Below are 22,979 nucleotides of genomic sequence, written 5' to 3' on the forward strand. Positions count from 1 at the left end.
TCAAAGCGTAGCGTGCTTACCCAACGCGGTTGTGCTGATCAGGGAAGATGACGGTAGGCTTATGGGCCCGGGCCTCCGCGAAGTCGATGAGGGCGTAGGAAATAATAATGATGATGTCGCCGACGGCTACTCGCCGGGCGGCCGGGCCATTCAGGCAAATCATGCCCGAGCCCCGCTCGCCCTTAATGGTGTAGGTTTCAAACCGCTCTCCATTATTGATATTCACGATGGTCACCTTTTCGTTTTCCACCATGTTGGCCGCGTCCAGCAGGTCCTCATCAATAGTGATGCTACCCACGTAGTGCAGCTCCGCCTGCGTAACCTTTACGCGGTGAATCTTTGACTTGAGAACCTCGATGTGCATGGATAAAAAAGCGGGTGAATTTTGGGCCGCAAAGATACGAACCGGGAATGAGTGATGCGGCAGTGGCCGGAAGTAGCAGCCCAGGCTTCGCCTGCTCACGGAAAGCGCTCTGCCCTGCCACTACCCCTACCCCCGGCTTACCGCTCAACCACTACGTTATCAATCAGGCGGACTCCGCCCAGGTGAGCTGCCAGGCACAAGGCCACCGGCCGGCCGGGCTGCCAATCCGTCAGGGGCTGCAGGGTCTGGGCATCGGCTACTTCTATGTACTCCAGCTCAATAGCGGGCTGGGAGCTTAAAAACGCACGCACTGCCTCCCGAACGGCCTCCGGGGTGGCTTCGCCCGCCTGCACCAGCCCTTCGGCCAGCTGCAGGCTCTGGTACAGGCGCGGGGCCAGGGCGCGGGCCGGCGCATCGAGCCGGCGGTTCCGCGACGACATAGCCAACCCATCGGCCTCGCGCACGGTCGGGAAGGCCACCACCGCCAAATCAAACGACAAATCAGCTACCAACTGCCGCACGATAGTCACCTGCTGCAGGTCTTTCTGGCCGAAGTACGCCCGGTGAGGCCGGCTCAGGTGAAACAGCTTGCTTACTACCGTCGCTACCCCGTTGAAGTGTCCCGGCCGGTGTGCCCCTTCCATTACGCGCTCCAGGGGCCCGAAATCAAAGTGCAGCACCGTAGGCTGGGGGTACATATCGGCCACGGCCGGCAGAAACAAGGCCGTGCAGCCAGCAGGCCCGAGCAGCTCTGCATCGGCCTCGGGCAGGCGCGGGTAAAGGCGGAAGTCGTCGGGGTTGTTGAACTGGGTAGGGTTCACGAAGATGCTGGCTACAACAACGTCGCACTCCTGAGCGGATGCGCGCACCAGCTGCAGGTGGCCTTCGTGCAGGGCACCCATAGTTGGCACCAGGCCAATACGCTTACCAGCCTGCCGCCAATTTTCGGTACGGGCTTGCAACTCAGCCGCGGTGTTCAGTATCTCCATAGAGTAGAATGACCGCTCCAGCGAGTGGCCAAGTAGGTTTGGTTGAAATTTCCCTCAAAAATGTTTAATTTTGTGCATCCCAAAGTGTTGCCCATTCCTAATCACCCCAACTGACTCTATATGTCCAAGTTGAGAATACTCTACGCTGCCACGGAAATCAACCCGTTTTTGCAGACCACCAAGGTAGCAGAGTTTTTGCGGCGGCTGCCGCAGGGAATGCAGGAAATGGGGATGGAAATCCGCATTTTCGTGCCCCGTTTCGGCATCATCAATGAGCGCAAGAACCGCCTGCACGAAGTGGTGCGGCTCTCGGGCATCAACATTGCCGTAGGCGAGGACGAAAAGCCGTTGATCATCAAGGTTGCCTCCATTCCGAACGCCAAGCTGCAGGTGTACTTCATTGACAATGAAGACTACTTCCACCGCAAATCAGTACTGGTTGACAAGAACGACAAGTTTCACGCCGACAACGATGAGCGGGCTATCTTCTTCTGCAAAGGAGTGCTGGAAACCGTAAAGAAGCTGGGCTGGGCTCCGGACATTGTGCACTGCAACGACTGGATGACGGGCCTGATTCCGATGTACCTGAAAACGACCTACAAGAAGGACCCGATTTTCAAGGACGCCAAATCGGTGTTCACCATCTACAACAATGAGTTCGACCACAAATTTGAGGGCGACATCATTGAGAAGGCCAAGATGCTGGACATTGAGGACGACATGCTGGCGGCCCTGAAAACCGCTGACTTTGGTGGCTTCATCAAGGTAGGTATGGAGTATTCTGATACAGTAGTAAAATCCGACGAGTCGTTCAGTGAAAACCTGAACACCCTGTTCACGGAGTATTCAGCCAAGAAACAAATTGAGCAGGTCGGCGCCGACGATAACCTGCTGACCTCTTACTACGCTCTCTATAATGAATTGGCCAGCTAGCGCCAGCCGACTTACGTCGGTTTCCCTTTTTGCCGTTTCGCTGCTAGGCTTGGCCACAGGCTGCGAGAAAGCCAATGATGTTGGCCTGGAGTTGCCCGGCACTTCCCCTATTACCTCGCAATACCTTGATCTGCCAGTTTCAACGGCTACTGTACGGCAGCAGCCTATTGAGACGGTTAATAGCAACCAGGTTCTGGTGGGCCGCCTGCGGGATGCCAAAGTAGGTACCACCACGGCTCAGGCATACCTAAACCTGCAATACAACTCCCTGCTGAGCCCCGCCGACTCGTTGCCTGGTGCTGCGGCACGGCTGGATTCAGTAGTATTCAGCCTGGGGTTTGATCAGGTGTATGGCACGTCAAACCAACCGCTGCGGTTCAACTTCGCCTCCCTGGAGCAGCCCCTCGACAACCGGACGGTGTATAACTCCGCTTCGGCAGCTCCAACCAATACGGTGCTGGCCAGCAACCTGGCGGCTCCGCTTAACCGCGAGCTGAAAGTGTGGCAGCAACTGGCTTCCAACACAGCAGATAAGAAAGACAGCGTGCAGGTGACGACGCCTGACAAGGTAGTACGGCTTCGTCTGCTGAAGTACCCGGCTACGGCCGCCCTGGCTAATGCCACGTTTGCGGCTCTGCAAAGCACCCCGATGAGCCAGGATAAACTGAACGCTGCGTGGAAAGGTATTGCCCTGACCCCCGCCGAAGGCTTTGCCGATAACATCGTCAGCTTCAACCGCTCTTATAATTCCCGGATCGTGTTCTACTTCAGTGGTAACAATGTGAAGGGCACGGCCGGTATTAAAGGCAAGTCGGGCCGGTATCACTCCTACAGCCTGGTAGCAGGCCCGTTGCCCACCGAGGCTCCAACAACCGGCCCGAAGTACTTCACCCGGCTTTCCACCGATTTCTCAGGTACTGCCCTGGCCAGCCTGGCTACTACCGGGCAGCAGGTTAGCGCCACCGCTACGGAAGACCTGACCTACATTCAAGACGGAGTGGGTCTGGCTACCCGCATTGAACTCTCGGGGCTGCAGGCGCTCATGAACAACTCGGAGCTGGCTGTAAACCGGGCTGAGCTGCTGCTGCCTATCAGGCAGAACACCAACGGGCTGTTTCCTTACCCGGGCATTAATAGTGTGTACCTCTACGAGGTTAATGCCAGCAATCAGCCCTTGCAGCGCACGGTGGGTGCTACCACCTACGAGCGGCTGATTCAGGCAGAGCGCCTCGTACAGGGCACCCAGTCGTTAGCTACCGGTGTTGGTGACCCCGCTGCGGCCGCCTTATACCCTAGCTACGAGGCACTTCAGTATTACAGCATGCCGCTTACTGAGTACCTGCAGGCCTACCTACAGGACCGCCTGAATGGGGAACGGCCTTCGGCCTTGCTCTTGTCACCGGTTTTGCGCACCAACGCCAACTTGACCCTGAATCGGGCCCAGCTTGTGAACCCTACGCAACCTGATGCTGCTAAAATCAAGCTGCGCGTATATTATTCCAAGCTCCGCTAACAGCATTATGTGCTAAGGTAGATTGGCCTACAAGGGCGGCACGGCTTTTGCCGATGCCGCCCGTTTTTGCTTTCATTTCTCGGAAGTTTCTGCTCTGTCACAACCAACCAAATTATGTGCGGGATTGTCGCTTACATTGGGCACCGTGAGGCTTGCCCCATCATCATCAAAGGTCTGCGCCGCCTGGAATACCGCGGCTACGACTCTGCCGGCGTAGCACTGCTCAACGGCCAGCTTAGTGTTTACAAGAAAAAGGGAAAGGTAGCTGACCTGGAGGCTTTTATTGCAGAAAAAGATACGCACGCCAACATTGGCATGGGCCACACTCGCTGGGCCACCCACGGGGAACCGAACGACGTAAACGCCCACCCGCACTACTCTACCTCGGAGCGGATTGCCATCATTCACAACGGTATCATTGAGAACTACGCGGCCCTCAAGCAGCACTTGCAGCAGCAGGGCCATGTGTTCCATTCCGACACGGACACGGAAGTGTTTGTGAACCTGATTGAGGAAATTCAGAAGCAGAATAACTGCTCCCTGGAAGAGGCTGTGCGCCTGGCCCTGCACGAAGTAGTAGGAGCGTACGCCATTGTGGTGCTCAGCAAAGACGACCCGAACCAGCTGATTGCCGCCCGTAAAGGCTCTCCGCTGGTGATTGGGGTAGGCGAAAACGAGTTCTTCCTGGCTTCCGACGCTACGCCCATTATCGAATACACCAACGAAGTAGTATACGTGAATGACTACGAGCTGGCAGTAATCAAAGACGGGCAGCTGGAAATCCGCACCAAGGAAGACGTTAAGCAGACGCCTTATATTCAGACCCTGGAGCTGGAACTGGACCGGATTGAGAAAGGCGGCTACGAGCACTTCATGTTGAAGGAGATTTTCGAGCAGCCCCGCTCCATCCTCGACTCCATGCGCGGCCGCTTAGAGCTGGAAGCCGGCCACTTGAACATGGGCGGCGTACGGGCCTATGAGCGCAAGTTTGTGAACGCCGACCGCATCATTATTGTGGCCTGTGGCACCTCCTGGCACGCGGGCCTGGTGGCCGAATACCTCATTGAGGACCTGGCGCGCATTCCTGTGGAAGTGGAATACGCCTCGGAATTCCGCTACCGGAACCCGATCATCACGGAGCGCGACATTGTAATTGCCATTTCTCAGTCGGGCGAAACGGCAGACACCTTGGCTGCTATTGAGCTGGCGAAGAGCAGGGGGGCTACCATCTTCGGCATCTGCAATGTGGTAGGCAGCAGCATTGCCCGCGCCACCGATGCCGGCGCCTATACCCACGCCGGTCCTGAAATTGGCGTGGCCTCTACCAAAGCCTTTACCGCTCAGGTAACTGTGCTGACCCTGCTGGCCATGATTGTGGGTCACAAGCGTGGTACCCTTTCCGACACCAAGCTGCGTGAGCTGATGATGGAGCTGAATACCATTCCGGCGAAAGTAGAAAAGGCCCTGCAGCTGAACGACGAAATCGAGGAGATTTCGAAGATCTTCAAGGACGTGCCCAACTTCCTGTATCTGGGCCGCGGCTACAACTTCCCGGTAGCCCTGGAAGGAGCCCTCAAGCTCAAGGAAATCAGCTACATTCACGCGGAGGGCTACCCCGCCGCTGAAATGAAGCACGGTCCCATTGCCCTCATCGACGAGAACATGCCGGTGGTAGTTATTGCCACCAAAGACAGCTCCTACGAGAAAGTAGTAAGCAACATTCAGGAGGTGAAGGCCCGCAAAGGCCGCATTATTGCCGTTGTGACGGAAGGCGACACGGTAATTCCGGAAATGGCGGAGTTCACCATTGAAGTGCCCGCCACCAGCGAGGTGCTGATGCCACTGGTATCGGTAGTGCCCCTGCAGCTGCTTTCCTACCACATTGCGGTGCTGCGCGGCTGCAACGTCGATCAGCCCCGTAACCTGGCTAAATCGGTAACGGTAGAGTAGTTTCTTTAGAGAAAAGAAAAAGCCACTTCAGTTGCCTGAAGTGGCTTTTTCTTTTCTCTAAAGAAACCGCCTGCCGCCACCGCCAGAAAGCACTAGGGCTCGGTTTTTCAGTTTACTTTGACGCTTCAACACCTCCTTTTTCAACTACCACCCTCCCATGGCAAATACCATCGTTTATTCGGCCCAGGCTCCCGCTCCTATTGGTCCCTACAGCCAGGCTATTCAGGCCGGCAACACTATTTATGTTTCAGGCCAGATTGCTCTGGACGCAGATACGGGCCAGTTGGTGGGTGAGGGCGACGTAGCCCAGGAAACCCATCAGGTAATGCGCAACCTGCAGGCTGTGCTGGAAGCCGCGGGCTATACCCTGCGCGACGTGGTGAAGTGCACCATCTTCGTGAAAGACCTGGGTAACTTCGGCCTGATCAATGAAATCTACGGCAACTACTTTTTCGCTGACTATGCGCCGGCCCGCGAAACGGTGGAAGTAAGCCGCCTACCCAAAGACGTACAGGTAGAAATTTCCTGTATTGCCGCGAAGTAACGACCGCCCAAGCAACCTGCTCCGCTTAGCGTAGCTGAGCAGGTTGAGCGGCCGAGTCTCTATTTCATCATCTTCCTGATTGCTTTACATGAAAGAGGTAGGCATTTTCCTGTTTATGGCCGGACTGGTTGCCATGATAGCCCCCTTGCTGTTGCCCGCTAACTTCCGGTTTCCGCTGCTCGACTGGATCAATAACTGGGGCCCGACTACGGCCTGGCTGATCCGGGGTGGGGCCGTGCTGCTGGGGCTTATCCTGTGGCTTCGGTTCAGAAATCAGGAATAATGCGCCGCCCTACCCCTCGTAAAGCCCCGAAGGCTCAGTCCAAGCCCGAGTATTTCCCGCCGGAACGGGTGCTCACCCGGACCCTACCGCCCGGGCTAGCAGGCGAACGGGAGTTCGAGCAGTACCACTTTCTCAACTTCGACTTCAGTCAGACTAGCTTGGCGGGTTACCTGTTTAGTGAGTGCCGGTTTGAAAACTGTAATCTGGCCGGTACCAGCTTGGCTAACACTTCCTTGCAGAACATAGCTTTTGACGGCTGCAAGCTACTGGGGCTACCGTTTGAAGCCTGCCGCGACATGCTGTTCAGCGTCCACTTCGACCGGTGTCAATTGGATTATGCGTCCTTTTCAGGCCGCGTGATGCCGAACACGCGCTTTGTAGAGTGCTCTTTGCGCGAGGCCAACTTCACGCAGGCCGACCTGACCGGGGCCGTGTTCCAGAACTGCCAGCTGGACCGGGCCGTGTTTCTGCACACGCACCTGAACGGAGCCGATTTCCGGACGGCTGAGAACGTAGTGCTGGAACCCGAGCTGAATGAGCTGAAGAACGCACGCTTTGCCCTGCTGAGCCTGCCCGGGCTGCTCATAAAGCACGGTTTACTTGTTGGGTAAAGACGCTGGCCCGGGGCTGATGGAGCTACTGACCAGCTGCTCCCGCGGCCTATTTTATATCATCCTACCTCCCCGGCTAATTACCTACCTTTGCGGCGCGCCACGGACCTGAATCGGGCGCAAATCAGCTGTTTGTATGGAAAGAGAAGTACGGGTGCGTTTCGCGCCCAGCCCCACCGGCCCGCTGCACATCGGCGGCGTGCGCACTGCGCTCTATAACTATCTGCTGGCCCGCAAGCTGGGCGGCAAGATGCTGCTCCGCATTGAGGATACCGACCAGAACCGGTTTGTACCAGGCGCCGAAGACTACATCCGCCAGAGCCTGGAGTGGTGCGGTATTGAGTTGGATGAAAGTCCCTGGAACGGAGGCCCTCATGCTCCCTACCGTCAGAGTGAGCGCAAGCCCATGTATCTGCAGTACGCCCAGCAGCTTATTGACAGTGGCCACGCCTACTACGCCTTCGATACGCCCGAGGAGCTGGACGCCATGCGCGCCCGCCTCACGGCCGCCAAAGTGCCCAACCCGCAGTACAACAGCATCACGCGCGCCCAGATGCGCAACTCCCTCACCCTGCCGACCGAGGAGGTAAAGCAGCTTTTGGAGAGCGGCGCGCCCTACGTGATTCGCCTGAAGGTGCCCCGCAAGGAGGAAGTGCGCTTCAACGACCTAATCCGGGGCTGGGTGGTAGTGCATTCGTCTTCTATCGACGATAAAGTGCTGATGAAGTCCGATGGCATGCCGACCTATCACCTGGCCAATATCGTGGATGACCACTTGATGGAAATCACCCACGTTATCCGGGGGGAAGAGTGGCTACCCTCGGCGCCCCTGCACGTGCTGCTCTACCGCTACCTGGGTTGGGAAGACACCATGCCCCAGTTTGCTCACCTGCCCCTGCTGCTCAAGCCCGACGGTACCGGCAAGCTAAGCAAGCGCGACGGCGACCGGCTGGGCTTTCCGGTGTTCCCGCTGGAATGGCACGGTAAAGATGCCGAAACCGGCGAGCCGACCGTAAGCAGCGGCTACCGCGAATCGGGCTACCTGCCCGAGGCCTTTATCAACTTCCTGGCTTTCCTGGGCTGGAACCCGGGCTCCCAGCAAGAGCTGTTCACGATGGAGGAGCTGATTGAGGCCTTCTCTATTGAGCGCGTGAGCAAGTCGCCGGCCCGTTTCGACCAGAACAAGGTGCGCTGGTACAACGAGCAGTATCTGCGAGCCAAACCCGACGCCGAACTGGCCCAGTACCTGACCGCCAGCCTGCAAGACCAGGGCGTGGAGGTACCCACCGACAAAGCCGTGCAGATTGCCGCCCTGGTAAAAGAGCGGGCTACCTTCCCGGCTGATCTGGCCCGCGAGGCCCAGCTGTTCTTCCAGCGCCCCACCGCCTACGATGAGCAGGTAATCAGCAAGAAATGGAATGCCCAGGTGGCCGGCGCCCTCCGGGAGTTTGCCGGGCAGCTCCCTGCTACCCCCGATGCCAGCCCCGATGGCATCAAGGCTTTGCTGACCCAGGTTCTGGAAGCTCAAGGACTCAAAATCGGGCAGGTGCTGCAGGCGCTGCGCGTGGCCGTTACGGGCGCTGCCGCAGGTCCTGACCTGATGCACATCATGAGCATTCTCGGCACTGAGGAAACGGCCGGACGGATAAACCAGGCCGTAGCGCAACTCCCAGCTGCATAGCTCTGTTTCAGCCAGATACCTTCGGAAACGCCCACCAAACTCTCGTTTGGTGGGCGTTTTTTAGTGCCTGAGGCCCGGAAATGTCCGCTTGGCCGGGCAGGTTTCAACCGCTTAGAGGCCACTGCCGTACTATCTGTTTCAAGGCGGCTTACTCTGCATAGCCATCCTGAGATTGAACCGACTTTAGCTGCCCGCATCATGGCCAAGAAACCCGTTAGCCCGAAAAAGAAAAAGAACGACCCCGAGAAAAAAGCCCGCGTTCATAAAGAGCTGGAGGGTTTTGAAATCAAAGTAAACCCCCTGGGCGAAATAACTTCCAATTACTCCATCGAGGACATCAACCAGTTTCTGAACCGCCACGTGCGCGACAAAAAGCTGGTGAACCGCGACGGCCAGTTTGGCGAGAAAGAGGAGGAAGAAGATGATTTCCCGCTGGAGGATGGCGTGCAGGAACCCGAAGAATCGGATGAGGACTTTATGCGCCGCACCAGCAAAGAGGCCAAGAAAAAAGGTCCGAAAGCGGAAGCTGACCCTGAGGTAGATGAGGACCTGCCTAAAACCCCTGATGAGGAGTAATCCCGCCCCTGAGCGCCACGCCCGTACAGTACAAGCCGCCGGCACCTGCCTTTGCCCGTACCACTGTCATTAGAAGTGTGGTACCGGAGAAAGCAGGTGCTGGCGTGCTATATAGCGGCTATCAGATGGGGTTTTGCTATACTTGGGGAAATCATTCTTCTCTGCCTTTTCGCCCCGTTTTATGCGCTCCCACGACGTCGATTACAAAATTATCGGTACCGATATTCAGGTGCTGGAAGTAGAACTGGACCCCAACGAAACCGTAGTGGCCGAAGCCGGCGCTATGGTGTACATGAGTGAGAGCATAGCGTTCGAAACCAAAATGGGCGACGGCTCGGAGCCCAACCAGGGGTTTATGGGCAAGCTGTTCTCGGCGGGCACGCGCCTGATTACCGGCGAGTCGTTATTTATGACCCACTTCACGCACCGCGGGGGATATGGCAAGGCGCACGTGGCCTTCTCGGCACCCTACCCCGGCACGATTATCCCGATTGACCTGGGCGAGCTGCCTCAGGGACTTATCGTGCAGAAGGACGGCTTTCTGGCAGCCGCGCAAGGCACCAAAATCAATCTGCATTTCAATCAGAAACTGGGAGCCGGCTTCTTCGGGGGCGAAGGCTTTATTCTGCAGCGCCTGACCGGCGACGGCAAAGCCTTTATTCATGCGGGCGGCACCATCATTGAAAAGCGCCTCAACAACGAGCTGCTACGCGTTGACACGGGCTGCGTAGTAGCCTTCGAGCCGGGCATCGACTTCAGTATTGCCCGGGCAGGCGGCCTAAAATCCATGATTTTTGGGGGCGAAGGCCTGCTGCTGGCTACCTTGCGCGGCACAGGCCGGGTATGGCTGCAGTCTATGCCCATCAAAAAGCTGATTCAGGCACTGGCTCCCGGCGGCGGCAACGTGCAAAAAGAAAGCGGCGGCGTGTTCGGCAACCTCGTAGGCGGCATCCTGGACGAGTAGCCCCCGAGCGCCTACCCCTTTTATACAGCCAAAGCCCTGGCCCATCAGACATATGTCCGATGGGCCAGGGCTTTGCTTTGACGGCACTGCTCAGCTACTGGCTGTAGTGGCAATAATAGCGAGGCTAACCAGGAGCGCCAGCATCAGCAGCCCCAGAAACCCAATTACCGCACGCGTGGTTCGTACGGAAGCTTTATCATCGGTTTTCAAACTACGCCGCCGCCGACGGCCGTGCCCCGAATGGTGAGAGGAAGATATAGGGACAGACATTGGTGAGATTTTAAGAAAATCTGATCCGTACAAGCACCCGCAACTCTTGCAAAAACACAGAAGTACAGGCTTTATCCGTACCTGCTGCGTTCGACGAACGGGCCAGGATAGATACGTAACTCACTGTAGGCCGGATCTATAGTCCCACAATAACCTTGTCATTCCCAATATAGGATTTTTATATAATACTATTCACTCTGCTGCGGTCTTACTGGGCTTTTTCCTGGAGGCTGGCTCCGGCACCCTTGGCAGGCGGGGCTACCTGGCGCCCGTTGTCGTACCACTCTGAGGGCAAGAGTTTTCCGGCCGCATCAAAGCGCTGCCACTCCCCGAACCAGAAGAAATGCGCGCCCGTAGGCTCGGCCCGGTAGCGGGCCTGCCCCCGCTTGGCAACCCGGCCGTTAGGATGGTAGTAGGCAATGGTTACCAGGCCATAGGGCGTGCGGTGAAACTGCTCTGTGTGCTCCCGGGCGCCGCTGGGGCTGTAGGTATGCCACCGGCCCACGGGCAGGCCCTGCCGGTAGCGCCCCCGGTTAGCCAGGTGCCGCTCTTCATTGTCGAAATACTCGCGCCACGGGCCGTGGCGCTCCTGCGTGGCGCGGTGGTAGCGGTTGCGCGACCAAAACCCGATGGGCCCATGCTGCAGACCCACGCATGAGGTTAAACAACCCGTTGCCACCGCCCAACTGAGCAGCACCCGAAGGATATAAGAACGGCACCGCAGGCTGGAAAGCAGAGAATAGGTAAGCATCGAAGAGCCAGATAAGGGACCTCCGAAGTTAAACTATTTTTTTAGTTGAAGTATTTCCTCTATCAACTCGCGGGAGTTGCTTAGGCGGGGCACTTTGTGCTGGCCGCCGAGTTTGCCCCGGACAGCGAGCCACTGCTCGAAGGTGCCGGGCGGCGCTACCGTCAGCTGGGGTGGGGTAAGGGCTAGGTCGCGGTGGCGCTTGGCATCGTAGTCGGAGTTGAGCTGGCGCAGGGTGTGGTCCAGCACTTCCACGAACTGTTCGGGGTTAGCCGGGACCTGATTAAACTCAATGAGCCACTGATGGCGGCCCCGGGAAGTGCCGTCGTGAGTAGCGAAATACACGGGGGCGGCCGTGTAGTCGCGCACGGTGGTAGCGGTGGCCTGGCAGGCGGCCGCAATGGCAGCATCGGCGTTTTCTACCACCACTTCTTCCCCGAAGGCATTCAGGAAGTGCTTGGTCCGGCCCGATATACGGATGCGGTAGGGCGCCAAGCTAGTGAACCGCACGGTATCTCCGATTTTATAGCGCCATAACCCTGCATTGGTGCTGATGATCAGGGCGTAGGTACGCCCGAGTTGTACCTCATCGAGGCCAACGGCCCGGGGTTCGGGGGCATCCCACTGGTCCTGGGGCAGGAACTCGTAGTAGATGCCGTGATTGAGCAGCAGCAGCAGGTCTTCGGAGTTGGGTTCATCCTGCAGGGCAAGGTAGCCCTCAGAGGCGTTGTACACCTCCAGGTAATGCATCTGGGGGCTCGGTATCAGCTGGCGGAACAGCTCCCGGTAGGGTCCAAAGGCTACGGCACCGTGCAGAAACAGTCCCAGCCGGGGCCACACTTCCAGAATGGAGCTGGCCCCGGCCAGCGCGGTTACCCGGCGTAGCAGCACAATCATCCAGGTGGGTACGCCAGCCAGCACGCGCACATCTACCTCCAGCACATGGCGGGCAATGCGCTCAATTTTTTCTTCCCACTCATCCAGCAAGGCCAGTTCCAGTGGGGGCGTGCGCACGAACTCGGCCCAGGCTGGTAGGTTCTGCATAATCACCGCCGATACGTCGCCAACCCGGGAACCGGTTGCCGCGGGCCGGAACGGGTTGGGGCCGTGGGTACCACCCAGCGAGAGGGTTTTGCCGCCCAGAATCCGGATATCGGGGTAGTAGAGCGTGGCCAGGGCGGTCATGTCGCGGCCGGCGCGGTAGTGGCACTCATGCAAGGACTCGCGCGTAACCGGGATGTACTTGCTGCGAGCATTGGTGGTGCCGCTGCTTTTGGCAAACCACTGCACCGGGCCGGGCCACAGTACGTTGGCCTCGCCCCGCAGCACCCGCTCCAGCTCGGGGTAAAGCTCCTCGTAGCTGCTGATGGGCACGCGCTGAGCAAACTCCCGGGCCGATAGCTCATCGGCGTACCCGTAGCGCCGGCCCCAGTCGGTAGTACGGGCCGTGCGCAGCAGGTCCTGCAGCACCTGCTGCTGGGCTTCGTGGGGGTACTGTCGGATGTGCTCTACGTTGGCCAGCCGTCGTTGAACGGCCCAGGTGAGAACGGTACTAATCACGGCGGGAGAATACGTGGGACATGAGGAGGCGGGAGGTTGCTCTACCCCCGTCCGCCCCGGAAAGTTACCAGACTACCCCGAAATCAGCAGGCCAGGCCCCAGCCACGAAAAAGGGCGAAGCTACGCTTCGCCCTACCCCGTTCTGCCTCTGCAACTTGCCCGCGGCGGCCGCCGCCGGTCAGATTTTGCGTTTCAGCTCAAAGTGCTTACCCAGATACACACGGCGCACCATCTCGTCCTCAGCCAGCTCCTCAGCCGTGCCGGCTTTCAGCAGCTTGCCTTCAAACAGGAGGTAGGCCCGGTCCACGATGCTGAGCGTTTCGTTCACGTTGTGGTCCGTAATCAGAATGCCGATGTTTTTGTGCTTGAGCTTGGCCACAATGCCCTGAATTTCCTCAACGGCAATGGGGTCAACACCGGCGAAGGGCTCATCGAGGAGCACGAATTTGGGGTCCACGGCCAGGGCGCGGGCAATTTCGGTGCGTCGCCGCTCCCCGCCGCTCAGTACCCGGCCCAGGTTTTTACGGACGTGGGTCAGGCTGAACTCGTTCAGCAGCTCCTCTACCTTGTCGCGCTGGGCCTGCTTGGGTAAGTCGGTCATTTCCAGCACCGACAGCACATTTTCCTCCACCGTCAGGTCGCGGAACACTGAGGCCTCCTGAGCCAGGTAGCCGATGCCGAGGCGGGCGCGCTGGTAAATAGGCAGTTTGGTAATGTCCTTGTCGTCGAGGAAGACCTTGCCTTCGTTCGGCTTCACCATGCCTACCGTCATGTAGAAAGAGGTGGTTTTGCCGGCCCCGTTTGGCCCCAGCAACCCCACAATCTCCCCTTGCTCCACATGCAGCGACATATCATTCACCACCGTGCGCGACTTATATTTCTTGACCAGATGTTCAGCTCGCAGAATCATGAAGCAAAGGTAAGGGGGTAGTGGGATGTAGGTAGTAGGTAGTTGGATGCAGGTCGCCGGTAATGAAACAAGCTTAATCCAACTACCCCATACCTATTTCAGTAACCCATCTTGCAGGGCTTGCTGGGCAGAGGTGAGGGTAGGCACGGGCTCTACCAGGTTTTTCACTTCTACCTCAAACTCCCGGGGGGTGGCCTGGCGTTCCTGCTCGGGGCCCGCGCCGCTGCGGAACTTCACCCGCATGGGGTCGGCGGTTTTGGGCTCTACCAGAGGGCGCAACAGCTTTTCGGCGGTTTGCATGGTCACGGCCTGTCCGTTTACGGCCACAATCACATCCCCTTCTTTCAGGCCGAAGGCGTTTTCATCGGGCTTGGTTTTCACGGCCCGGAACTGGTCCTTCTCCGCGTCGTAGCCGAAGCCCAGGTTGCCAAAGGCTTTCACGCGGGTTTGGCCCACGGGCGCATACACCCAGCCAATCTTACCCAGGTACTCGGCCAGCGGCAGGGGCTCCTTCCCTACCACGTACCGGTCGAAGAAGGGCTGCAGCTCGGGGCTGGTCAGGGCCACAATTTCCGGAATCAACTGGTTGTCTTCGAATGAGCGGGTAGGACCGTACTTCTCGCGTAGGGCCAGCAGCACGTCGCGCAGGGTCTGGCGGCCCTGGCTTAGCTCCCGAATCCGGATATCGAGCAGCAGCCCAATCAGCGCGCCTTTTTCGTACACGTTCTGGTACATGTCTTTGTAAGGCGCCTCCAGAATCCGCCGGCTCATTTCCGTAAACGACACGTTGTCGTACTTGCCGGCATTATCGATTTTGGCTTTCATCCGCTCCCGAAACTCGTCGGGCGAAATCAGGCCGCCCCGTACCTGCACCAGCTGCGAGACGTACTCCGTCACGCCCTCATAGAGCCACAGGTGCTGCGACATTTTGGGGTTGCGGAAATCAAACTCCCCGATTTCGCGCGAGTGGATGTTGAGCGGGGCTAGCATGTGCAGAAACTCGTGCGAGGCTACTTCCAGCACTATGCTCCGCAGCCGGTCCGGGTCGGGTATTTCGGGCAGGAAGTAGAGCGAGGAGTAGCTGTGCTCCATGGCCCCATAGCCACCGTTTTTGCTATTGAGCGGCGAATTGAGGCTGGGGAAGTAGAACAGGAACTGGTAGCGTGGTACGGGCATCTTCCCAAAAAACTTGGTCAGGGCCTCCGACATGGGCCGCAGCATCTGGCTAACGTCCGTGGCCTTCACAACTCCATTCTCCGAGAGTACCGCCACCGAAATGCGGGCTCCGCCGGTACAGAAGCTGGCCGTGTCGGGGCGGGCATACAGGATGGGGCCATCGGCCAGGGTCACGTAGTCGGGGGCTGTGAATACGTCCTGGGTAGCGGATTCGCGACGCACATCCAGGGCGGTGGCGCCGTACAGCTGGGCGGGTTTCTGTACGCTTACCTGGTAGGGCTGCATCTTGTAGCCTTCGAGGTAGCCATAGAAGCCGTAGTGGTTGATGGTGAAGTTGCGGCCAGCATCAATGTTGGTGCCGCCGGGCTGGAAGATGAAGGAGTCATCCTGCTTGGCATCCCAGGTGTCATCTACCAGGTACTCCAGCCGCGTCAGGCTGCGGGCGTTATCAATAACGAACAGGTTCGGCCCGTCATTTTTCACCTTCAGGCGCTTGCCCTGCTTATCGAAGGCTTTAAAATCGGTAACAAAGCGGCCGTAATCCTTTTTGGAATAAGAGCCCGGCACCACCGAGGGAATCACATAAGTAGCTTGCTGCTCCTTTACGGCGGGCGTGTTGATGACTACTTTAACCCGGTCGTTCTGAATATTCTGCAGATCGAGGTTGATTTGATAGCCGGCTGGTTGCTGCGCGGCAGCAGTGCCTACGGTAGCCAGCCCGAGCCCCAGCGCCAGATAAACTGCTTTCATTAAGAAAGGGAATAGATAAAAAGAGGAAAGTAGGCGCCTATAACGCCGTTGCCAAGGTACGCATTGCGGCCAGCCGGCCACTTATACGGCCCCCAAAGGACTCACACTGGTCCAGGCTTCGCTCTACGATTGGAACAAGAACCGCGCCTGCGGCCACTCCTACCTCCGCCCCCGGGTAGAGGCTGTCAGTGGCAGGGCTTGTTTGCACGCCGACGAGCGCGCCGTGCTGCCAGAGAGGTTAAATAAGGCATACACCACGCCACTCAGGCCGGCCGCACCTATTCCCAGCGAATATCCTTGACCCGGAGCTGCAGGTTTTTCACGCCCCGAAACTCATTCATTTCGATGGTGTAGCACACACTGAACGGCTGCCCCTGGCGTATCTGCTCGTGGTAGTCGCCGAGCCCGAAGCCAATGGCATCTACCGTGTGGTGCCCGTCCTGCGTGAGGGTCAGCTTGAGGTGGGAGTTCCCAACAATGCGCGCCGAGTCGGGGGTAGCGTACACCATTTCGGAGGCAAATACCGGGTTGGGGTTGCCCGGCCCGAAGGGCTCCATCTGGCTTAGCAGCCGGAAAAATGAGGGCGTAATGTCGCTGAGCCGCAGCACGTGGTCTATTTCCACGGGCGGAATCAGTTGCTCGGGCCGGATGCGACCGGCCACTACCCGCTCGAATTTTTCGCGGAAGGCCGACACGTTTTCCAGGGGTAGCGTGAGGCCGGCCGCGTACATGTGGCCCCCAAACTGGTCGAGCAGATCGGCGCACTCCTCAATGGCCTGGTGCACATCAAACCCCACCACCGAGCGGGCCGAGCCGGTAGCCTTGCCATTGCTTTCCGTCAGAATGATGGTCGGGCGGTAATATTTGTCGAGGCAGCGCGAGGCCACGATGCCTACTACCCCCTTGTGCCAGTCCTGCTTGAACAGCACCGTGGTGCGGGCCGAGCGCAACAGGGCATCTTGCTCAATCATCTCCAGGGCCTCCTTCGTGATGCTGGTATCGAAGCCCCGGCGCTCCTGGTTGGTTTTGTCCACCACGCCGGCTTTCTCCTTGGCCTCATCGGTGCTTTCGGCCAGCAGCATGGCCACCGAGCGTTTGGCGTCGCCCATGCGGCCCGCCGCGTTAATGCGCGGGGCAAAGCCGAATACCAGGCTGCTGATGTTCAGCTCGGCCGTTTGCAGCCCGGCCAGCTCGCGCAACGCATCGAGGCCGGGGCGCTGGGGACGTGCCCGGTCATTAATCAGGCGCAGACCGTGGTAGGCCAGGGTGCGGTTTTCACCCGTAATGGGCACAATGTCGGCGGCAATACTGACGGCCACCAAGTCCAGCAGCTCGTGAAGGGGCTCTTCGGGCCAGCCTTGGTGCTGGGTAATGGCCTGCATCAGCTTAAAGCCCACCCCGCAGCCCGAAAGCTCCTTGAAGGGGTAGGGACAATCGGAGCGCTTGGGGTCGAGCACGGCCACGGCCGCCGGCAAATCGGCGCCGGGTAAGTGGTGGTCACAGATGATAAAATCGACCCCGCGCGTGTTGGCGTAGGCAATCTTCTCAACGGCCTTCACGCCGCAGTCCAGGGCAATAATGAGCTGGTAGCCGAAGTCAGCCGCAAAGTCAATGCCGGCCTCCGACACCCCATAGCCTTCTTTGTAGCGGTCCGGGATGTAATAATCCACCCGCTCGGGCCCGAAGAACTGACAGAGGTAGCTGTACACCAGCGCCACGGAGGTAGTACCGTCCACGTCGTAGTCGCCGAACACAAGCACCCGTTCGCCCAGGTGCAGGGCCCGCACCAAGCGCTCCACGGCGCGGTCCATGTCGCGCATCAGCAGCGGATCAGGCAGAGAGTCGAGGGACGGACGGAAGTAAGCCCGGGCTTCCTCAAAGGTGCAAACCTGCCGCTGGCACAAGAGAGAAATGATAGCCTCGTTGACGCGCAGGGCGTCGGCCAGGTGCCGAACTTTTTCAGGCTCGGGCGTGGGCTTGCGAATCCATCTTTTTTCCATACTTGTGCAGGGGCCACCGTGGGCTGTATCTTCAAAAGTACAAAGAAAAACGGCTCTTTCGGTGGCCCTTTTCCGCAGGCGGAGCATAGAAATATAGGCAGCCTGTTAGCAGTTTTCTGGCTTTACGTCACTTGCTCAGCCGGTTATCTATAGGGGTACCGGGCCTACCCCCATCCGCTGTCCAAACCCTGCCAGCGCAGCCGCATCCCACCTCAGAGCAACTTGCTTCATAGATGTAGATAATTATCAATTTGTAGAGCACATTAAAGGATCAGCTTGCATACAGGCTATGCTCTACACATTATCTATGTATCAATAAGGTAAAGCAGGGCAACTCCGATGGGTTTTGCTATGCGCGGGAGCACCAGGTTCCATGCCCTCTGAGAAGGTAGCGAATCTCAAGCAAAAGGCCCCCAGCCGCAACGGTTGCGGCTGGGGGCCTTTTGGTTTTCGTGGATATGGAGGGGCCTAATTCACTACATCGCCGCGGAGCTTGCGGAACCGTTTGCGGGCTTCGGCTACGTAAATACTACCGGGGTACTTCACCAGTACTTGGTTGTAGAGCTCTTGGGCTTTGCCAAAGTCCCGTAGGTTTTCTTCCTGGATGCTGGCCGCCAGAAACAGGGCATCATCGCTCAGTACATCGTACTTGGGGTTGGCCGTAATACTCTCCAGCGTGACCAGGGCGGCGGGGTAGTCGCCGGTGCGGCGCAGCAGCTGGGCCTTCAGAAACCGGGCTTCGTCCTGCAGGGCGTGGCCGGGGTGCTTCTGCAGCAGCGCATCAAGGCCGCGCAGGGCATCCGGAATCTTGTTCTGAAACACCAGCTGCTCTACCGCCGCGTAGTCGCGTAGGGCCACTCCAGCGGTATCCATAGCCGTATTGTCGGTGATGAGCAGGCTGAGCTGCATGGCATCATTGGCAATTTCGCGGCTGGTTGCCTGCTTGAGAATGTCGAGGTGGCTTTGGGCCAGCTTAAAGTCGCCGGCAAAATAGCTGAGGCGGGCATTGCGCAGCTTGGCATCGTAGCCCAGGGGAGTGTCTTTGTGCGACTTTTCCACCTGCGAGTACAGCAGCGTAGCTTCCCAGGGCTCGGCGCGCAGCAGGTAAATGTCGGCCAAGTCAATCTTGGCCTGGTCCACTACATCAAGGCTGGCGCGGGGCATTTCAATCACCTCCTGAAGCAACTTGATGGCCGCTTCCTTGTCATCAAGCTGAAAGGCCAGCAGGGAGGCCATACTGCGCAGAACCGGCGCCGTTTCGGGGGTACGGCCGAGGTCAGAAAGCACCTGCTGGTAGTCTTGCAGCAAACTGCGCAGCTGAGCGACGTTTACGGGGTAGGTAGTGCGAATCTGGTCCTCGCGGGTCTGCACGAGGCGCTGGCGGGCCAGAGCGTAGTAAGGCCGGCCCCGATACTCGCGCACCAGGTACTCGTACCCACTAATGGCGCTTTCGTAGTCTTTGTTGCGACGGGCAATTTCGGCCACCTCCAGCACCCGCTGCCCCTCGGTGCGGCCGCGCCGGTCAAGGGCTTTGGCCTGCACCAAGGCACCCGAAAAGTCGCGGCGCTGCACCTGCAGCCACAGCAGCAGCTCGCTATATACGCCGCGGTCGGGGTTCTTCTGCACCAAGGTCAGCAGCTCTTTTTCCAGGGCAGCAAAGTCCTTGTCGTCCTGCAGGCTGTTCTGGAGCATGTTGCGCACAAAGGGCAGCTGCTGTTCGTCGTCCTGCACCAGGCGCAGGGTTTCGCTCATCAGCTTATCGGTCTGGCCGCTTTGGGTGTAGAGCTGAATGAGCTGGGGGGCAAACTCCGTTTCGTTTTTGGCCAGCTCCCGGCCCCGCAGGTAGGTACGGGCGGTCAGTTCCGGTAGCGCGGCCTTCTGGAACTCGGTAGCTACCGGCACTACCTGGGCACTGCTCAGCTGGGTTAGAACCCGGTCCCATTGCTTCTGGGCCGCGCCCTGGTCGCCGGCTTTGGCGTACACCTGGCCCAGAGTTACACCTAGCGTCAGGTCGGTGGGACGCTGGCGCTGGGCTCGTTTTACCAGCTTCTCGGCCTCCTTGTCGCGCTTGAGCCCCTGCAGGGCGGCCAGGTAATCGGGCAGGATGTTGGGGGCCGTCTGCTCATCGGGGCGGAGGCGGCCGAACAGGTAGGCCGCTTTTTCATGCTCCCCGGTCCGCTCATACTCCCGGGCGAGCTGCACGGCACTGTCCTCGGACTGCTGCGCTACCACCGGTCCCGCCGCCAGCAGCAGGCTCACCAGGCTTGCCTGTCCTAAAATCAAACGCAACGACTTATTCATAGGCGCATAACGAAAAGACCCGGTCCGGAGTGCCGGACGGTGAACTAGTGAGATGGTGAAATGGTGAGTTCTGACGGACCATATGCGCCACTTGCGCCAACGGAACTGCAAACTCCCCATTTCACTGGTTCGCTACCTCACTAACCCGACACTAAAAAAGGGCCGCACCCTAAGGTACGGCCCTTTTTTGTGGTAAGCAGATTCCGACTTAGAAGAACTTAGTGCGGTTGTCCTTGATGTTGGCGTGCTGCTTGATGGCTTCGTAGATGAGGCCGTCGGCACGGGCGGCGCGCTGAGCGGTCAGCTGCTGGCGCACCGTTTTCACGTCGGCGGTAGCGGGGGCGGGCTGTACGCTCACGGGCTCCACTATCAATACGCCCTGCTCACCGGCAAAGGCCGCCGACTTCTGGCCAGGCTTCAGGCCGAAGGCTTTGCCCACGGCTACCGGCTCGCTACCCAGGCCCGGAATCAGGCCCTGGCCCAACACTACGCCTTCGGCCGTTTTTACCTGGGCGCCGTTGCCGTACGCCTGGGCAATCTGCTCTAGGGTGCCTCTGGTGCCGTTCAGCTTTTTCATGATTTGCTCAGCCTTCAGCTCGTTGCGCACGGCCGCCGTAATCTCGGGCTTGATGCTGGCCAGATCGGCCGTGCCCTTGCTCCGTTCACCGGTCAGGACCGCAATTACGTACTGGTCACCGATTTCGAATACTTCCGATACGTCACCTACTTCGGTGGGCTCACCTTCGGGGTTTACACCGTAGGCCCAGCGCACTAGTTGGCGGGCACCCTGCAGGTTGTTCACGGCCTGGTCGCCGCGGCCGAGGCCCTTGGCTTCCACTTTCTGCAGGCTCTTATCCTTGGCTACGGCCGCGCGGAAGGTTTCCAGGCTGGTAGCCTCCCCTTTCAGGGCCTGAGCTTTCTGGTAGGCCGCGTCGCGGGTGGCATCGGTGGGCTGGATGCTCTTCTGCACCGTGGCAACCTGGTAGGTTTGCGAGGTCTTGGGAGCCGTAATCTTGATGATGTGGTAGCCGAACGAGGTTTTTACCGGGGCTGGCAGCAGCCCGGCCGAGGTAGCGCCGAATATGGCATTCTCAAACTCGGGTACCATGCGGCCCTGCTGGAACCAGCCCAGGTCACCGCCGGTAGCGGTGGTGCCGTCGGTACCGTACTGGCGGGCCATAGCGGCGAAATCGGCGCCGGCTTTGATTTTATTGAGTACCTCGGTGGCTTTGGCTTTCGCTGCCGCGTCGGCCTCGGGGGTAGTACCCTCGGGCTTGATGAGGATGTGGCTGGCCCGGGCCGCGGCCTGGGCTCCGGCCTTCTGGCCCGACACTTTGTAGAGGGAGTAAGTACCGTTTTCGGCGTAGGGACCATACACCTTGCCTACCTGCAGGGGCAGTTGCTCGCGCAGCTTCTCGGGCATATCGGCCGGCGAGAGGTAGGCAGGGCTGGCGGGGTTGTCGGAGTTCAGCTTCACGAAGGCCGAATCAACGGGGGCCGTGGCAAACTGGGTAGCCAGCTCGTCCACGGTTTTGCGCACTGTAGCGCTGTCTTCGGCCGAGGCCGTCACGGGAATGGATACGTACTCGATGCTGCGGCCGTCTTCCACTTTGTAGCGGCCCTTGTTCTTGTCGAGGTAGGCCTGCAGTTGGCTGTCGGTTACCTGCACGCTCGAGTCGGAGAGGGAGAAGTAAGGCACCAGCAGGTAGCGCAGGTTAGCGCGGGTGTTCTGGGCCTGGTCGAAGCGCTTGGCTTCGGCCGAGGTTACATAGGTGCTCAACTTCAGTAGGTTGTTGTACTTGCTGGCCATGCGCTCGGGTCCCAGGTTGGCTTCGAAGTTGCGGAAAGCCTCCTGGGCCTGGGGCGGCAGCTTGTCGAGGTTGCGCAGGTACTCAATTACCTTGGTGCGGTCGAACTGGCCGGTAGCCGGATCGGTGAAGGCCTGCCGGATGCTGGGGTGAACGTTGTTGCCCTGCACCATGTCGGTGAGCTCCTCGTCGGATACTTTCAGGCCCAGCTTGTCGAACTCCTTCTGGAAGGCAATACGGTAGATGGTCTGGTTCCAGGCCTGGTCGCGGAGGTAGCCCATCGCCTGCTCATCGGGCTGGCGCTGCTGCTGGGCAATGAAGCCTTGCTTGGCCTGTTCCAGGGTAGCGTTGAACGCCTCGTATTCCACCTTTTCACCAGCAATTTCACCGACCGTCAGATCATTCTTGCCGAAGATGCTGCTGCGGCCATATAGGAAGTCCCCCCCCAGCATAAAGAGCAGCAGGCCGATGATGATGGCCCCGACTGCCCAGCCCGATTTTTCTCGAATCGTGTTGATTAATGCCATTTACTTGAAAAAAAGCGCAGTAAGAAAAGTGGAAAGAGGCGCAAAATAACCAAAAAACACGGTCATTCGGTAATGAAATGACCGTGTCTCAGCCAGATAAGCCACTAGGGTAAGCATGGGCAGCGCTTACCATAAAAAAAGCCTTTCCTCTGATGCGAGAAAGGCTTTTCTTACGATGAAGGGGTAGGGCGCTAAAGTAAGGCAGTCCGTTGAAGTACGCGCCGGCCGCAGGTAGGGCTCCGCCGACGGTTTTAGCGTTTCTTTTTGGTCTGTTTTCTGGCCGCTGCTTCGGCGGCTTTGCGGGCCGCTTCGGCTTCGGCAGCGGCTATCTTGTCTTTCTGGCGCAGGTAGCGCAGCCAGATAACGGCCCCGAAGGAAAGCATGAACAGCCAGTAGTTTTGATAAAGCCCTTCCATGTTGCCCGTTGCCAGGGTTTGGTAAGAGGCGATAACAAAGGTTACGACGCCCACAACAAACAGAAGAGTACGGCTGATACCAGGGTCCCAAAAACGTTTCATGCA

The 22,979-nt window shown here is 58.7% G+C and carries 19 protein-coding genes; 9 read left to right on the plus strand and 10 right to left on the minus strand.

All coding sequences use genetic code 11. The features are described 5' to 3' along the window. Window positions 1–16: 16 nt before the first annotated feature. Window positions 17–364 (minus strand): aspartate 1-decarboxylase, encoded by a 348-nt coding sequence (panD, locus tag FGZ14_RS15025; protein ID WP_139925036.1) that lies wholly within the window; start codon window positions 362–364, stop codon window positions 17–19. Window positions 365–501: 137 nt separating this feature from the next. Continuing rightward, on the minus strand, window positions 502–1,353 hold the full coding sequence (gene panC / locus FGZ14_RS15030) for a pantoate--beta-alanine ligase (protein WP_139925037.1): 852 nt from the start codon (window positions 1,351–1,353) through the stop codon (window positions 502–504). Between the two features lie 120 nt (window positions 1,354–1,473). Here panC and FGZ14_RS15035 point away from each other — a divergent pair, with 120 nt between their 5' ends. The 9 genes from FGZ14_RS15035 to FGZ14_RS15075 all read left to right on the plus strand — a co-directional run bounded on the left by FGZ14_RS15035 (window position 1,474) and on the right by FGZ14_RS15075 (window position 10,408). Then, window positions 1,474–2,286 carry a glycogen/starch synthase gene (locus FGZ14_RS15035; protein WP_139925038.1) on the plus strand — a complete coding sequence of 271 codons (813 nt, stop codon included), beginning with the start codon at window positions 1,474–1,476 and terminating at the stop codon, window positions 2,284–2,286. After that, window positions 2,270–3,799, plus strand: a complete 1,530-nt coding sequence (locus FGZ14_RS15040) for a DUF4270 family protein (protein WP_139925039.1) — start codon at window positions 2,270–2,272, stop codon at window positions 3,797–3,799. The genes FGZ14_RS15035 and FGZ14_RS15040 overlap by 17 nt, the downstream gene beginning before the upstream one ends. 114 nt (window positions 3,800–3,913) lie before the next feature. Continuing rightward, window positions 3,914–5,749: a glutamine--fructose-6-phosphate transaminase (isomerizing) gene (glmS, locus tag FGZ14_RS15045; protein ID WP_139925040.1), complete on the plus strand. Its 1,836-nt coding sequence runs from the start codon at window positions 3,914–3,916 to the stop codon at window positions 5,747–5,749. Between the two features lie 157 nt (window positions 5,750–5,906). Next, the gene (locus FGZ14_RS15050) at window positions 5,907–6,293 is read left to right on the plus strand and encodes a RidA family protein (protein ID WP_139925041.1); all 387 of its coding nucleotides are present in this window, start codon (window positions 5,907–5,909) and stop codon (window positions 6,291–6,293) included. Between the two features lie 88 nt (window positions 6,294–6,381). After that, on the plus strand, window positions 6,382–6,576 hold the full coding sequence (locus FGZ14_RS15055; RefSeq protein ID WP_139925042.1) for a hypothetical protein: 195 nt from the start codon (window positions 6,382–6,384) through the stop codon (window positions 6,574–6,576). Then, window positions 6,576–7,187 carry a pentapeptide repeat-containing protein gene (locus tag FGZ14_RS15060; protein ID WP_139925043.1) on the plus strand — a complete coding sequence of 204 codons (612 nt, stop codon included), beginning with the start codon at window positions 6,576–6,578 and terminating at the stop codon, window positions 7,185–7,187. The genes FGZ14_RS15055 and FGZ14_RS15060 overlap by 1 nt, the downstream gene beginning before the upstream one ends. Before the next feature lie 136 nt (window positions 7,188–7,323). Next, window positions 7,324–8,868 (plus strand): glutamate--tRNA ligase, encoded by a 1,545-nt coding sequence (gene gltX / locus FGZ14_RS15065; protein WP_139925044.1) that lies wholly within the window; start codon window positions 7,324–7,326, stop codon window positions 8,866–8,868. Window positions 8,869–9,066: 198 nt separating this feature from the next. After that, window positions 9,067–9,444 carry a hypothetical protein gene (locus FGZ14_RS21785; RefSeq protein WP_180754370.1) on the plus strand — a complete coding sequence of 126 codons (378 nt, stop codon included), beginning with the start codon at window positions 9,067–9,069 and terminating at the stop codon, window positions 9,442–9,444. Between the two features lie 181 nt (window positions 9,445–9,625). Then, window positions 9,626–10,408: a TIGR00266 family protein gene (locus FGZ14_RS15075; protein WP_139925045.1), complete on the plus strand. Its 783-nt coding sequence runs from the start codon at window positions 9,626–9,628 to the stop codon at window positions 10,406–10,408. Window positions 10,409–10,886: 478 nt separating this feature from the next. Here the strand turns inward: FGZ14_RS15075 and FGZ14_RS15080 are convergent, their stop codons facing one another. The 8 genes from FGZ14_RS15080 to FGZ14_RS15115 all read right to left on the minus strand — a co-directional run bounded on the left by FGZ14_RS15080 (window position 10,887) and on the right by FGZ14_RS15115 (window position 22,976). Next, window positions 10,887–11,330, minus strand: coding sequence for a toxin-antitoxin system YwqK family antitoxin (locus FGZ14_RS15080; protein ID WP_139925046.1), 444 nt, complete (start codon window positions 11,328–11,330; stop codon window positions 10,887–10,889). A 132-nt stretch (window positions 11,331–11,462) separates the two neighbouring features. After that, entirely contained in the window at window positions 11,463–12,986 is a 1,524-nt protein-coding gene (locus FGZ14_RS15085) for a GH3 auxin-responsive promoter family protein (RefSeq protein ID WP_139925047.1), read from the minus strand. A gap of 178 nt (window positions 12,987–13,164) precedes the next feature. Beyond that, entirely contained in the window at window positions 13,165–13,896 is a 732-nt protein-coding gene (lptB, locus tag FGZ14_RS15090; protein WP_110976052.1) for an LPS export ABC transporter ATP-binding protein, read from the minus strand. A gap of 93 nt (window positions 13,897–13,989) precedes the next feature. After that, window positions 13,990–15,822, minus strand: a complete 1,833-nt coding sequence (locus FGZ14_RS15095) for a peptidase M61 (protein ID WP_139925048.1) — start codon at window positions 15,820–15,822, stop codon at window positions 13,990–13,992. Between the two features lie 278 nt (window positions 15,823–16,100). Beyond that, window positions 16,101–17,822 carry a single-stranded-DNA-specific exonuclease RecJ gene (gene recJ, locus FGZ14_RS15100; RefSeq protein WP_139925049.1) on the minus strand — a complete coding sequence of 574 codons (1,722 nt, stop codon included), beginning with the start codon at window positions 17,820–17,822 and terminating at the stop codon, window positions 16,101–16,103. 468 nt (window positions 17,823–18,290) lie between these two features. After that, window positions 18,291–20,123 carry a tetratricopeptide repeat protein gene (locus tag FGZ14_RS15105; RefSeq protein ID WP_257883243.1) on the minus strand — a complete coding sequence of 611 codons (1,833 nt, stop codon included), beginning with the start codon at window positions 20,121–20,123 and terminating at the stop codon, window positions 18,291–18,293. Between the two features lie 208 nt (window positions 20,124–20,331). Next, entirely contained in the window at window positions 20,332–22,458 is a 2,127-nt protein-coding gene (locus tag FGZ14_RS15110) for a peptidylprolyl isomerase (RefSeq protein WP_139925050.1), read from the minus strand. A 251-nt stretch (window positions 22,459–22,709) separates the two neighbouring features. Then, a complete protein-coding gene (locus FGZ14_RS15115; RefSeq protein WP_139925051.1) occupies window positions 22,710–22,976 on the minus strand; it encodes a hypothetical protein in 267 nt (88 codons plus the stop codon). Between the last annotated feature and the right edge of the window lie 3 nt (window positions 22,977–22,979).

This window comes from Hymenobacter sp. DG01, assembly GCF_006352025.1.
In the GTDB taxonomy this organism is placed as follows: domain Bacteria; phylum Bacteroidota; class Bacteroidia; order Cytophagales; family Hymenobacteraceae; genus Hymenobacter.

Bases quoted from the DNA above. Each gene is read 5' to 3' on its own strand.
- panD (WP_139925036.1), bottom strand. From the start codon at position 364: ATGCACATCGAGGTTCTCAAGTCAAAGATTCACCGCGTAAAGGTTACG.
- FGZ14_RS15095 (WP_139925048.1), bottom strand. From the start codon at position 15,822: ATGAAAGCAGTTTATCTGGCGCTGGGGCTCGGGCTGGCTACCGTAGGC.
- FGZ14_RS15115 (WP_139925051.1), bottom strand. From the start codon at position 22,976: ATGAAACGTTTTTGGGACCCTGGTATCAGCCGTACTCTTCTGTTTGTT.
- FGZ14_RS15040 (WP_139925039.1), top strand. From the start codon at position 2,270: ATGAATTGGCCAGCTAGCGCCAGCCGACTTACGTCGGTTTCCCTTTTT.
- FGZ14_RS15105 (WP_257883243.1), bottom strand. From the start codon at position 20,123: ATGAATAAGTCGTTGCGTTTGATTTTAGGACAGGCAAGCCTGGTGAGC.
- lptB (WP_110976052.1), bottom strand. From the start codon at position 13,896: ATGATTCTGCGAGCTGAACATCTGGTCAAGAAATATAAGTCGCGCACG.
- FGZ14_RS15075 (WP_139925045.1), top strand. From the start codon at position 9,626: ATGCGCTCCCACGACGTCGATTACAAAATTATCGGTACCGATATTCAG.
- FGZ14_RS15050 (WP_139925041.1), top strand. From the start codon at position 5,907: ATGGCAAATACCATCGTTTATTCGGCCCAGGCTCCCGCTCCTATTGGT.
- glmS (WP_139925040.1), top strand. From the start codon at position 3,914: ATGTGCGGGATTGTCGCTTACATTGGGCACCGTGAGGCTTGCCCCATC.
- gltX (WP_139925044.1), top strand. From the start codon at position 7,324: ATGGAAAGAGAAGTACGGGTGCGTTTCGCGCCCAGCCCCACCGGCCCG.
- FGZ14_RS15035 (WP_139925038.1), top strand. From the start codon at position 1,474: ATGTCCAAGTTGAGAATACTCTACGCTGCCACGGAAATCAACCCGTTT.
- recJ (WP_139925049.1), bottom strand. From the start codon at position 17,822: ATGGAAAAAAGATGGATTCGCAAGCCCACGCCCGAGCCTGAAAAAGTT.
- FGZ14_RS15055 (WP_139925042.1), top strand. From the start codon at position 6,382: ATGAAAGAGGTAGGCATTTTCCTGTTTATGGCCGGACTGGTTGCCATG.
- FGZ14_RS21785 (WP_180754370.1), top strand. From the start codon at position 9,067: ATGGCCAAGAAACCCGTTAGCCCGAAAAAGAAAAAGAACGACCCCGAG.
- FGZ14_RS15110 (WP_139925050.1), bottom strand. From the start codon at position 22,458: ATGGCATTAATCAACACGATTCGAGAAAAATCGGGCTGGGCAGTCGGG.
- panC (WP_139925037.1), bottom strand. From the start codon at position 1,353: ATGGAGATACTGAACACCGCGGCTGAGTTGCAAGCCCGTACCGAAAAT.
- FGZ14_RS15060 (WP_139925043.1), top strand. From the start codon at position 6,576: ATGCGCCGCCCTACCCCTCGTAAAGCCCCGAAGGCTCAGTCCAAGCCC.